13 protein-coding genes are annotated in these 12092 nt (G+C 63.5%); 9 read left to right on the top strand and 4 right to left on the bottom strand.

Features of this window, described 5'->3' with window-relative positions; all coding sequences use genetic code 11:
• Positions 1-228 precede the first annotated feature (228 nt).
• The gene (locus AC3WLX_RS12610; RefSeq protein WP_291618127.1) at positions 229-999 is read left to right on the top strand and encodes an EAL domain-containing protein; all 771 of its coding nucleotides are present in this window, start codon (positions 229-231) and stop codon (positions 997-999) included.
• A gap of 380 nt (positions 1000-1379) precedes the next feature.
• Here the strand turns inward: AC3WLX_RS12610 and AC3WLX_RS12615 are convergent, their stop codons facing one another.
• On the bottom strand, positions 1380-1607 hold the full coding sequence (locus tag AC3WLX_RS12615; protein ID WP_291618125.1) for a hypothetical protein: 228 nt from the start codon (positions 1605-1607) through the stop codon (positions 1380-1382).
• On the opposite strand from AC3WLX_RS12615, the gene AC3WLX_RS12620 reads away from it, so the two are divergent.
• The 6 genes from AC3WLX_RS12620 to AC3WLX_RS12645 all read left to right on the top strand — a co-directional run bounded on the left by AC3WLX_RS12620 (position 1588) and on the right by AC3WLX_RS12645 (position 6343).
• On the top strand, positions 1588-1938 hold the full coding sequence (locus tag AC3WLX_RS12620; protein WP_492336173.1) for a hypothetical protein: 351 nt from the start codon (positions 1588-1590) through the stop codon (positions 1936-1938). The genes AC3WLX_RS12615 and AC3WLX_RS12620 overlap by 20 nt on opposite strands.
• 174 nt (positions 1939-2112) lie before the next feature.
• Complete coding sequence (locus tag AC3WLX_RS12625; RefSeq protein ID WP_492336174.1) at positions 2113-2433, top strand: hypothetical protein; 321 nt, start codon at positions 2113-2115, stop codon at positions 2431-2433.
• A gap of 36 nt (positions 2434-2469) precedes the next feature.
• On the top strand, positions 2470-3096 hold the full coding sequence (locus AC3WLX_RS12630) for a general stress protein (protein WP_291618119.1): 627 nt from the start codon (positions 2470-2472) through the stop codon (positions 3094-3096).
• Between the two features lie 229 nt (positions 3097-3325).
• Positions 3326-3511 (top strand): hypothetical protein, encoded by a 186-nt coding sequence (locus AC3WLX_RS12635; RefSeq protein WP_291618117.1) that lies wholly within the window; start codon positions 3326-3328, stop codon positions 3509-3511.
• Positions 3512-3702: 191 nt separating this feature from the next.
• Positions 3703-4989 carry an NRAMP family divalent metal transporter gene (locus AC3WLX_RS12640; protein ID WP_492337274.1) on the top strand — a complete coding sequence of 429 codons (1287 nt, stop codon included), beginning with the start codon at positions 3703-3705 and terminating at the stop codon, positions 4987-4989.
• A 139-nt stretch (positions 4990-5128) separates the two neighbouring features.
• The gene (locus AC3WLX_RS12645) at positions 5129-6343 is read left to right on the top strand and encodes a mandelate racemase/muconate lactonizing enzyme family protein (protein WP_492336175.1); all 1215 of its coding nucleotides are present in this window, start codon (positions 5129-5131) and stop codon (positions 6341-6343) included.
• A gap of 18 nt (positions 6344-6361) precedes the next feature.
• On the opposite strand, the gene AC3WLX_RS12650 is transcribed toward AC3WLX_RS12645, so the two are convergent.
• A complete protein-coding gene (locus AC3WLX_RS12650) occupies positions 6362-6637 on the bottom strand; it encodes a hypothetical protein (protein ID WP_291626208.1) in 276 nt (91 codons plus the stop codon).
• Positions 6638-6763: 126 nt separating this feature from the next.
• Entirely contained in the window at positions 6764-9976 is a 3213-nt protein-coding gene (locus AC3WLX_RS12655) for a LuxR C-terminal-related transcriptional regulator (protein ID WP_492336176.1), read from the bottom strand.
• Between the two features lie 140 nt (positions 9977-10116).
• On the opposite strand from AC3WLX_RS12655, the gene AC3WLX_RS12660 reads away from it, so the two are divergent.
• A complete protein-coding gene (locus tag AC3WLX_RS12660) occupies positions 10117-10428 on the top strand; it encodes a nuclear transport factor 2 family protein (protein WP_492336177.1) in 312 nt (103 codons plus the stop codon).
• A gap of 165 nt (positions 10429-10593) precedes the next feature.
• Here AC3WLX_RS12660 and rocF read toward each other — a convergent pair whose 3' ends face one another.
• On the bottom strand, positions 10594-11571 hold the full coding sequence (gene rocF / locus AC3WLX_RS12665; protein WP_492336178.1) for an arginase: 978 nt from the start codon (positions 11569-11571) through the stop codon (positions 10594-10596).
• A gap of 258 nt (positions 11572-11829) precedes the next feature.
• Here rocF and AC3WLX_RS12670 point away from each other — a divergent pair, with 258 nt between their 5' ends.
• Positions 11830-12090, top strand: a complete 261-nt coding sequence (locus AC3WLX_RS12670; RefSeq protein ID WP_291626201.1) for a hypothetical protein — start codon at positions 11830-11832, stop codon at positions 12088-12090.
• The last annotated feature ends 2 nt before the right edge of the window (positions 12091-12092 follow it).

Genomic DNA, 12092 nt, shown 5'->3' on the forward strand with positions numbered 1-12092 from the left:
CATGATTGTCTCTCCTGTTCGATCCGTTGGTCGGGCACCAGCCCCGCCGAGTTCAGGACGATATGGTTTCAGTACGGTTTCAAGTTCGTTTCGTCGCCCGGCTGCATTCGCCGGACGGGCCGGTTGTGTGCACAACTGAACGCTCTGCGTTCATCGATCGCGGCCCACTTCTCTCTTCCTTAACCCCGCGTCCTCTACGGTTGCGGCCGCAAGGCAGGGGGTTGCGTGATGGCGGTGACGTGCGCGGGATGCAGGGACGGTGCGGAGCTGCCGTTCGAATTCAAGATGGCGTTCCAGCCGATCGTCGACGTCATGGAGCACCGCGTCTGGGGCTATGAGGCCCTGGTGCGCGGCCCCAACGGCGAAGGTGCGCACAGCGTGCTGGGCCAGCTCACCGACGATCAGCTCTACCGCTTCGACCAGGCCGCCCGCGTCATGGCAATTGAGACGGCCGGCAAGCTGTTCGACGATCCGCAGGCGCGTCTGTCCATCAATTTCATGCCGAATGCCGTGTACGAGCCGCGCGCGTGCATTCAGCAATCGCTCGCGGCGGCGCGGCGCGCGAACTTTCCGGCAGAGAACCTGATGTTCGAGTTCACCGAAAACGAGCGGATGAGCGATCCGGCGCATGTCGAGAACATCGTGCGAGCATACAAGGCGTTGGGGTTCTGGACCGCGCTTGATGATTTCGGCGCCGGCTATGCCGGCCTCACCTTGCTTGCCCGGCTGCAGCCGAACCTGATCAAGATCGACATGGAGCTGCTCCGCGGCATCGATGCCAGCCATCCGAAGCAGGTAATCGTGTCCGCACTGGCCGCGATCGCGCGCGAGCTGGACATCACCCTCCTCGCCGAGGGCGTCGAGAGCGAAGCCGAGCTCATCACCCTGCGCGCCGCGGGCATCAGGCTGTTCCAAGGCTATTATTTCGCCAAGCCCGGCTTCATGTCGCTTCCGGCGGTGCGCGGACTTGAGCCGCTCGAGGTGTCGCTCGCCGGTTGAGGATCACGGACAAGCTGCGTCCCTCGAACCAGCGCAGGGCTGTTTGCCGCGCTTGGCGGGACGGTGCGCAGCACGATGCCGTGCTGCCAGCCCGGCACCCGCACGGCCGCTTCGCCCCGGTCGAGTTCGGCTGCGACTCATCGGGTCGGCGCCCCGCGTCGGCCATGACTTTCAGCTTCTCATGTTCGTTTGCCGACAATGACGGCGTCCTCGAAATCTCAGCCCGCGACGGATCGCTCCGCGCGGGCTGCTTTGGCGCCATCGCGACGAGGCCTTCAACCTCCCCACGACTCACTGCATGTGGCCGATCAGCTAGATGCCGCCACCGATAACGATCACGGCCGGGCGGCCACAGCAGCGATATGGGTATCGTATCTTCCTTAGTTCGACGTGCAGACCTTGACGGTCTTCATGCCGGTTTCGGCTTCCGCTCTCGTCTTGTAGATCGTATCGCCGCTGACGACGGTCGTCTCCGTGGTCGTCGGCTTCGACTCGGTGATGGTGCACTTCTTGGTCTTGACGTCCTGCACAACGTAGAACGATTGCGCAAAGGCGGGAGCCGCAACTGACGTCAGCACGGCGGCAGCAATGATCGCTTTGATATTCATGGTCTCCTCCTCCAATGGCCCGGTTATCGGGCTTGTCTCCTGCAAACGTCACAAATTGCCACTTGTTCCCGGTTCTGAGCCGAACCAACCGGCGTGGACCGCGTTGGTGCGCAACAGCAAACAGGAGGCTTCGATGCTCGACATGCGGCTCGTGACGACTTCTCTGGCGATGATGGCGGCGCTGATGAGCGTGGCGCTGGCTGAGCCCGTCAAGGATCAGCCTGCACCCGGCCTTCAAGGCGCCCCCGAAGTCCGCCCCATCCGCGTGATCCTTCCCGCGCCTTGGGAGCCTACGAAGGGTCAGGCCGAGTCCGCGCAATCTTCGAAGTAGCAGGCGACGGACACACGCAATTGCGGCGGCTGCGGGACGGGTGCAGCACGTGCGAGACGGTCGCAGGCAAACAGTCGCGACCAATGAGCCGCAGCAAACTCCTCGAAACAAATAGCAACCAATCCGAAACTTGCTTGTTGTCGCCCGCACAATCACTTCAAGGGAGACAACAACATGTCACGACTAACTGTGCTGGCCGCAGCTTTGCTGACGCTCGGTTCGGTATCCGCGGGCGCTCAATCGCAGCCGGCGCAAAGCGGTCCGGGCAACAACGCCGTCAACAGCTCCGACCAGAACAACTCCAACGCGCCGGTCGCTGGCCGCAACAGCTTCACCGAAGGACAGGCGAAATCGCGGATCGAGGACGCGGGTTATTCCAACGTTTCCGGCCTGCAGAAGGACAACGAGGGCGTCTGGCGCGGCAAGGCCGACAAGGCCGGCACCAAAGCCGACGTCAGCGTCGACTTCCAGGGCAACGTGAACCCCGCCAAGTAATCGGCGCAAGTCATTCCGAGAAGCAAGGAGATCTAAATGACCACCACCATCTCTCGCCTGTACGACAATTATTCCGATGCGCAGCAGGCCGTCACGCGGCTTGAAAGCGCCGGCGTACCGCACTCCGAGATCAGCATCGTCGCCAACAATTCGGACAATTGGTACGGCTCGTCGTCCGGCAAGGTCGACCGTGACCGCGACGGGACCGATGACCGCGCCGAAGGGGCGGGCACGGGTGCAGGTATCGGCGCCGGGCTCGGCGGCGCTGCCGGCCTTCTGGCAGGCCTGGGCCTGCTGGCCATTCCCGGCCTCGGCCCGGTGGTCGCGGCCGGATGGCTCGCAGCGACCGCGGCAGGCGCGGCGGCCGGCGCGGCCACGGGCGGAATCATCGGCGCCCTGACCGAGACCGGTGTCTCGAAGGAAGACGCATCGCGTTATGCCGAAGGCGTCCGCCGCGGCGGCACGCTGGTGACCGCGAGGGTGCCGGACCAGGACCGCGCGCGCCTCGATGCACTCCTGCATGAGCGATCGGTCAACCTGCAAGAGCGCAGCGCCGCGTGGCAGAAGTCCGGCTGGACCGACTTCGACGCCGCAAGCCCGCCCTTATCGCCCGAGGATATCGGCCGCGAGCGCGAGCTGTACGGCACAGGCTCGCGGCGATAGGCACCAAGAGCGAATGAACACGACAAAGGCCCCGCGATGCGGGGCCTTTTTGATGTCGAACGCCATCATCATCGCGATCCCGACCTGGTCAAGGGCGTCATCCTGCAGGTGTTTTACCGGGCGGGTCAACTTTACCTTAAATGCCGCAGAGTGGATTCGGCGAAACGAAAACTGTTCGCACCATGCTGAGACATGTCGCCTGGACGGGGGCAAGCCGGAGAGACCTCCCATGTACTACGTCGCCGCTGCATTGCTGGTGCTGTCGGGACTGTTCTATTCCGCGAGCCGTCATGAGCTCGGCCAATTCGGAGCGAGCGTGTGCAGCTATGGCGGCACGTTCTGCGACAACCCGGTGGTCCTCTTCACCGGCGCGGCGCTGGCCGCCGCCTGGGGTATGTTCGTCAGCATCAAGTAGCCGCTTTCGTCCCGCGCACCTGCAGGCCTCGCGGCGAGGTGACCATATCAACCACGGGATGATAGCGATCTTCCTGCTTTGGCCGCTTTGAGGCGGTTGAGCATCGAACTTGCCGGTGGGGTGCCGGCAGTGGAACTTATGTTCCCCGACTCGTATTTGCTAAAATGCTCACCTCATTCGAGGCCCGCTTCATGCGCGAAGGCGCCCTTACCGAGACGAAGTCCGCGCCGACGCTGCTGCAACGGTTGGGGCCAGGCCTCGTCACTGGAGCTGCCGACGACGATCCGTCGGGGATCGCCACCTATTCGCAGGCCGGCGCGCAATTCGGGTTCGGCCTGCTGTGGACCGTGTTTTTGACCACGCCTTTCATGATCGCGATCCAGCTCGTCAGCGCGCAGATCGGGCGGGTCACCGGCAAGGGCATCGCCGCCAACGTCATGCAGATCGCGCCGCGATGGGCGGTGCTGGCGCTGGTCGCGATGCTGGTTGCCGCGAACACCTTCAACATCGCCGCCGACATCGCCGCGATGGCCGAGGCGCTCTCGCTCGTCATTGGCGGTCTCAACCACGAGCACGCCCTGATCTTCGCGGCCGGCTCGGCCCTGCTCCAGGTGTTCCTGCCTTATCGCCGCTATTCTCCGTTGCTGAAATTCCTCACACTCGCGCTGTTCGCCTATGTCGCGACCGCCTTCACGGTGCAGATTCCCTGGAGCACGGCGCTGCTCGCCGCGGTGTGGCCGACGCCGAACGTCAGCGGCGACTATCTCCTGATGGTGGTCGCCGTGCTCGGCACCACGATCAGCCCCTACCTGTTCTTCTGGCAGGCCTCGCAGGAGGTCGAGGAGATGAACCAGGGCAAACGCGACAAGCCGCTCCGCGACCTCAAGCGCGGCGGCCAGCACGAGCTCGGCCGCATCAAGACTGACACCATCTCCGGCATGCTGCTCTCCAACGGTATCGCCTTCTTCATCATCCTGACCACCGCCACGGTCCTGCACGCCAACGGCGTCACCAAGATCAATTCGGCGACGGAAGCGGCCGAAGCGCTACGGCCGCTCGCCGGCGATTTCACCTTCGCCCTGTTCGCGACCGGCATCATCGGCACGGGCCTGCTCGCCATCCCGGTGCTGGCAGGGTCGGCCGCCTATGGCGTTGCGGAGATCTTCGGCTGGCACGCCACGCTGGAAGCCAAGCCGGACGAAGCGGCCGGCTTCTACACCATCATCGCCGCGGCAACCCTCATCGGATTCGGCCTCGGCTTTACCGGTATCGATTCGATCCACATGCTGGTGTGGAGTGCGGTGCTCAACGGCATCGTCGCCGTCCCGATCATGGCGATGATGATGCTGATCGTCTCGAGCCGCACGATCATGGGCCGCTTCAGGGCCCGCTCCTGGCTGATCGCGCTGGGCTGGCTTGGCACGGCGTTGATGGCGCTGGCCGTCCTCGCTCTGCTGGGTTCTTCCATAGTCGGCTGACGCAAGCACTGCTGCGGACGCGCTCCCGCGTTGCATCGTTACGCCCTTCCCGCCCGCCCGCGCTTGGCTTAACAATGCGGTCCGGGCCCGGCCTGAGATCGGGCAACAAGAAACGCCCGGGCGGGCGACAGGGAGCGACATGGCCACATCATCAAGAGCTACAAGCCTCGAGATCCTTGCCTGCGACGCCGGCTGGAGAAACTATCACTTCGTCAAGCTGACGACCGAGGACGGCATCGTCGGCTGGAGCGAATTCGACGAGGGTTTCGGTTCGCCGGGCGTTGGCGCCGCGATTCAGCGGCTGTCTGCACGCGTTGTCGGGCAGAACGTCTTTCAGCACGAGCGCATCTTCGCGGAATTGTTCGCGGCGACGCGTCCGGCGGCGGGTGGCGTGGTGGCGCAAGCCCTCGGTGCGATCGAGAACGCACTGCTCGATGCCAAGGCGAAATCTCTCGGCATCCCCTGCTACGAGCTGCTCGGCGGCAAGATCCGCGATCGCGTCAGGGTTTACTGGTCGCATTGCGCCACGTGGCGCATCAATCACCCATCCTGGTACAAGCCGGCGATCGAAAGCCTTGACGGTGTCAAGGCCATGGGACGCGAGGTGCGCGAGAAGAAGTTCACCGCGCTCAAGACCAACATCTTTTCCTATGATGACGGCAAGCCGACCGGCTGGCGCCCCGGCTTCGGCTCACCCTTCGCGCCCGAGATCAACGTCGACCGCAAGATCCTGCGCGACCTGCACATGCACCTGGAAGCAATCCGCGACGGTGCCGGCCCCGACGTCGACATCTTGCTCGACTGCAACTTTAACGCAAAGACCGAAGGCTATCTGAAGATCCTGCGCACCATCGCCGATATCGACATGTTCTGGGTCGAGATCGACAGCTTCAATCCGGAAGCGCTCGGCTATATCCGCAAGCAAAGCCCGCACCCGATCTCGTCCTGCGAGACGCTGCTCTCTTTGCGCGAATTCCTGCCCTATTTCCACGCCCAGGCCATGGACGTCGCGATCATCGACACGCCCTGGAACGGCGTCTGGCAGTCGATGAAGATCGCGGCCGCGGCGGAAGCCTTCGAGGTCAACGTTGCTCCGCACAATTTCTACGGCCATCTCTGCTCGATGATGAACGCGCATTTTTGCGCCGCTGTGCCGAACCTGCGCATCATGGAGATCGATATCGATCGTCTGGCCTGGGACCGTGAGCTTTTCACGCATGAGCCGGAAATCGAGAACGGCCATCTTCTGATTCCGGACCGGCCGGGCTGGGGCACCGAGCCGAACGAGGAAGCCTTGCGCGCTCATCCGCCGAAGACGAGCGGCGGACTGCTCAACTACGGTCGCAAGAGCTGAGAAGCAGGAGTCGATGAGCTAAGGCGTCACAGGATTGACGGTCGGAGACGTCTTCGGCCGCTTCGGCTCGATCGGCGATTTCGGCTCGGTTGGCAGCACCTCGGCGCCGGCGGCCCGCGCCGCTTCTCCCGTAGTTGCGTACATCGCAACATGAGCAGGCTGGGTCTTGGCGCGGCTCCACGGTCCGTGGTCGACGATCAGCATTGCCGCAATCGTCACAGCCGCCACGATCAGGGCGATCACGCCGGGATGGCGGAGAGCGGTGGAGACAGAGCTATGGAAGGAATGCGTCATCAAGGGATCCGTCGTTCTAACTCAGGTTAATTCGAAGCCGCCCCCATTGGTTCCGGGCTCCGTCAGACTGGCTGGCCAGCAGCACCGTGCTACGCGATCGCGTTTTTTGTCATGAGGCCGCGCGTATCAAATCAGCCAATCATGCGGCACAGATCCGTGATGCTCAGCATTGGTGCCGTGATGGGCCCCGTGTTCGCCCGGGGCATTGGGCCCCGTTTCGACAATTGCACCGAGTTGATCTTGCGGGCTGCACGAAGCCTGCGGGTGACCGGGCTCTTTCAACTCGACACCCGGGACCTCCGTGGAAGGAACTGCCTTGCCGTCGAAGCGGAAGACCAGGTCGCGATCGGCACCGCCCATCTTGAGCGCAGCTTTGATCGGCTGCGCGGGCTGCGATCCGGCAGCGCCCGACCGCGCAACCTCTTGCGAGGTCCCGTCTCCAGCATGACCGCCGGCTTCAGCGCTTCGTCCGGCCGGCTTGGGCTGTTCTGGTCCGTTTACGAAAACTGAGTCCTCTGGCGCGCCGTGCTTTGGATCTGCCGGTTCTGCGATCTTCTGCGCTTTCCCCGGCTCCGAAGCCGAAGCATGACGTTCTTCGCCATTGCCGACGCCGGTATCTTTTTCAATCCGCTCAGCACCCGGTTTCGGAGGCCCCGGCTCCGCGCCGTGCTCGGAGTTGCCGTGACTTTTGCCGCCGGCCCCCTCGACCTCGGAAGATGACTGCGCCGAGGGTTTATGCTCGGCGACTTTTGCCGCCTTCACATGCCCTAGCGAGTCGTCCGAAGCCGAGGCGTGGTGCCCCTTGTCTTTGCCGAGGCCACTATCCGGTGTGGACTTCGCTTCGCTCGCCGATCCCTTTGCAGAACCGGGTTCCGATGCGTGCTGCGAGTGGCCACGGCCTGGGCCTTCGCCCGTCGCGACGCCCGGCTGGGCCATTTCGTCGGCTTCCGAGGCAATTGCGGAGTGTGGGTGTCGGTCGTGTCCCGCACTGCTTTTCTCGACCGTCTTGGGTCCCGAGGTCTTCTCTGCTGCTGGCGCTTTTGCCGTGTCGGAAGCCTTGTGTTCGGCGCCCTTGCCATTGCTGCCGCCATCGCGCGTTTGGCCCGGCGCGTTCGCCGCGTGCGCGGCCCCTTGCTCCGAAGCGTTCTCAGAGTTACCGGGCCCGCCACTGTCGGCCGTAGCTGGACCCGGTTGGTCCATCTGCTTTGTCGCGGGAGCGCCGGTGTCCGCATGATTGGGCTTGCTTTTGGCAAGGCCTTCGCTGGCCGGAGCCGTCGCGTTATGGCCAGGCGCTGATGATGATGATGATGATGATGATGATGATGATGATGGCGACGTGACACCCGACGCGGCGACACTCTCGCCCGTGGCATCCGAATCTCGCGTGACGGCGTTGGACTTTGCCAGCGTCCCGAAGCCGGTCCGAACTTGTGCAAAGTGGAAGCTTGATCCGTCGTCGGTCCAGGCGCCCCAAATTCCAGCCGCCCCAAGCGAGCTATCGCCGTCACGGACATTGTCCGCGTTCGAACCGGTTTCATCATCTGAAGTCGCCGGTGCCAGCGCCTGTTCGAGCTGCTCCAGGGTCGCCGCGACAGCGACACTTTTTGCCTCAACGACGTCGGACTCCGCAACGGACACAATCCCCTGCAGATGGATCTCCATCACGCGGCGATCGCCGATATCGAGCGTGCGGTCGGTCGGATTCACATAGACGATCGTTTCGTTGCGCGCGGAATCGTAGACCCAGGCGAGGGTATGCGGCGGGATGGACTTGGCTCCTGCTGTGAGATGCAGCCAAGCCAGGCCTCCGAAAGCCGCAAGATTGAGCCTGCCAGGACCAGATGCGAAATCCAGGACCGGGTCCGACGAGCCCGGCTTCGTATCAATCGGGAAATGGCCAACGACGTGTTCGACATTCCCACCGATCAGTCGGTCGTGGCTAAATCCTGCCGGACCGGCATCGTGATCCGGGCTCGTTTGGCCCCGAGCGTCTTCTCGCGCCACGTCGTTTGCAGAGGTCACCGAAACGGAACGCAGGCTCAAATCGCGGGAAAGAAATTCCGCCGCTGAGTTGCCGGCGTGATCATCGCCGACATGGGCGGTCGTGGCGAGTGTTGCAGCCGCCTTCTCACCGAGGGCCGTGAGGAGATCTTTCGATCCCGGACCCCGCCCATGTGCCTGGGCAGGATCGGTATCTTGCAGCGCGTAGATCAGCGCACCCGCGACAGCGGCGAAAGTGCCATATCCCCCGGAGCTCGACATGGGACCGGAAGCGAATTGCGGCAATTGATGCTTAGTAGCCGGCTCATCACCAAGCGGAGCGTCGTTCATTCCTCTCAGCGAGACCACGGGAAGACTGGGCGCGCTGGATCCGAAGTCTTTCCAGGGCTGTGAGCCCATGAATTGCTGGGCTGCGCGCGACGCTTCCATGGGCGTCACCATGTTCGCCGCCTGGCTGGCATTTGCAAAGGGATTCTTCTCTGACTGAACAGGCGTTCTGGCAGATTGCGAAAGAATGACGTGCTGGAGAATGGCTTTCTTCCAAACCTCATATGTGGCGCGCTCGTCCGCCCGGCCGATCTGGTTGTCGTCCGGCCGGGCGTCGTTCGCTTCCGAGGCCTCGAGGTCGTCCGCAAGTGCGAACGCCAGAAAGGCCAGAGCAAGCACACCAACGCCCGAGGTGCGTTGCAGCAACGCGAGGGTCGCAAGCACGGTCCGGTTGGTTATCTCGAGCTTCTGGAAAATATTGTAGAGGTGGACTTTGACGGTCCCGTGGGAAACGTTCAGCTCGCGCGCGATCTCCTTGTTGGATTTTCCCTCCGACACGAGCAGGGCAATCTCGCGTTCCCGCTGTGTCAGCAGGGTCAGCAGCTTCCCGACCTTCTCGACCTCGGATTCGCTGCCGATGGGCAAGAGATCGCGCTGCTGCAGCAACACGCCGCTCGTCGTCATCAGCCTCAACGATTGCAGCATAGTGGCGGGAGCGGCATATTTCGAGATTGTACTGCAGGCGCCGGCAGCAATCGCGGCAGTCAGATTGTCGTCGACGTCGGACTCGGTAAAGAACACCACCCGCGTGGACAGCTGCTCCGTTTTCGCAATCCTCAGGATGTCGGATGCCGTCAGATCCGGCCGGGTGTCGCCAATGAGTGCCAGATCTGGCGTGAAATTTCGGATGGCTTCGAGGCAGCTCGCGCCGTCGCTGGACGATGCGACAACGTCGAAATCCTGCTGAGATCCGAGTACCGACTTCAATCCCTGCAGAACGATCGGTTGCCGATCAACGATCACAAGCCGGATGGGTTTGAGAAGCCCTTGCCTGGCGGACGCGTCCAACATCGACTTTGCCTCGGCCCGGTCCTCTATGTCCTTCGGCATATGGCCGTGGCCGGGTGGGATACTAAAATAAATCCAATCGATTTGGTTCCCATACCTGGATCAGTTGGACAGCCGCAGTGACAAATATATCGTTTGACCCGATGGCCGTTGCCGTTGACTGGCTCGACGCCTACCGCGCGGGTGATCTCGAAACGATCATGGAACTTTATGCCGAAGACGCCGTGGTCCATTGCGGCTGCTCCGGCGCCCAAACCATCACCGGCCGTGAGGCACTTCGCGCCTATTGGGTCGATCGCCTGCAAAGATACCCGGCCGGGATCCTGGACGACCTCCGTCCCTCGCATAATGGGACCGTTATCTCTTACGTCACCAGTACTGGCGTCGTCAGCGCGCTGTTAGCCTTCGACGCCGACGGGAGGATCAAGCTGCTGGACTGCGGCCCTTTGAATTGAACCACCAGGGGGAGAGCGCGAAGCGGTCATTCGAGGATCATGCGCTGTGCGTCTGCAGGCCGAACGCCGGACGAAGGCCCGCGCCCCCAAGGAGCGTGCCCGATCTCGGCGCGAGGCCGCCAAGGCTCCGGCCTCGTCCTCTCGCCAAGGCCTCTTGCCAACGCTTCACTCACCCGGCGCGATGGCATTGCTCGGCGTCGGACGGTCGGTGATCTGCTGGCCGAACAGGCTGCCGATCAGTTCGACGGCAGTACGCGCGGTTCGACCGCGTTCGTCCAGGAATGGATTCAGCTCGACGATGTCGACCGACCCGACCACGCCGGAATCGTGCAACAGCTCCATGATCAGGTGCGCCTCGCGATAGGTGGCGCCACCCGGCACCGTGGTGCCGACGCCCGGCGCCACGCTGGGGTCGAGGAAATCGACGTCGAAGCTGACATGCAGCACGCCATTGCTCGCCTTGACGCGCTCGATCACGCGGCGGATCAAGACGGCGACGCCGAACTCGTCGATCTGGCGCATGTCGACGATCCTGATCCGGCGCGCGCGCATCAGCTCCTTTTCGAGCTTGTCGATCGAACGCGCGCCGAACAGGTCCAGCCTGTCCGGCCCGATCGAAGCGCGCGGATCCTCGCCCAAGAGACCGTCGAGCCCGGGCTCGCCGCACAGGAATGCGGCTGACATGCCGTGCATGTTCGCGGTAATCGTGGTCTCCGGCGTGTTGTAATCGGCATGGGCGTCAAGCCACAGCACGAACAGGTCGCGGCCGCGCTCCTGCCAGTGCCGCGCCATCGCATTGACCGACCCCATCGACAGCGTGTGATCGCCGCCGAGGAAGATCGGCAGCGCGCCGGTGGTTGCGATCTCATAGCCTTTGCGACTCAGCGAGCGCGTCCAGCGCTGGATTTCGCGGTAATGATTGGCGTTCTCAGGTGGCCTGTCGGTGAGATCCCGCACCTCGGCGGCGGACAGGTCGCCGTGGTCGACGACCTCGAAGTCGAGGCTTTCGAGCAGTGTTGCCAGGCCCGCGGTGCGCAGCGCCGCAGGGCCCATCAAGGTGCCGCGCTGCGAGGCCCCCATGTCGATGGGCGCGCCGAGCAAGGCGATGCGCCGGGCTCGATCCGTCATAATCCGGTCGGTCACGGCTGTCTCCTGACATCAGCAAGGCCACCCCAGCCTAACAGAGATTCGCACCCGTCGTTTCCCGGTGAACGCACAGGGGCCGGCATATCATCCGGAACAAAATCCCGTGCGCTGAATTGCTGATCCAAGGCCGGCTTCCGCCGTCAACCACGGCGCCTGTCGCGGATAGCCAAAGGTTACCAGACTCGCCGTTCAGAACGAGCGCGCGCGGATAGCCAGAGGTGCCAGCTTCGATCATCACGCCAGGAGGTCGCGTCCTTGAGCACGGAGATACCGCAACCCTCGTCCCAGCCCGGCATGGCCGAGCGTGCCATTGATGCGGCCGCGGACGTCTCCCGCACCATCGGTGAAGTCGCCGGAGGCGTGCACGCGGCCGTCGACCGCCTCACCTCCGCCGTGGAGGAATCGCGCAAGCCCGGCGGGGCGCTCGCAACGGTGTCCGCGATCACGCGCGAAGCACCGCTGGCCAGTCTCTTCGTCGCCTTCCTCTTCGGCGTAGCGGTCGCGCGCCGGCGATAGGA

The organism is Bradyrhizobium sp. FW305-F6 (assembly GCF_058782905.1).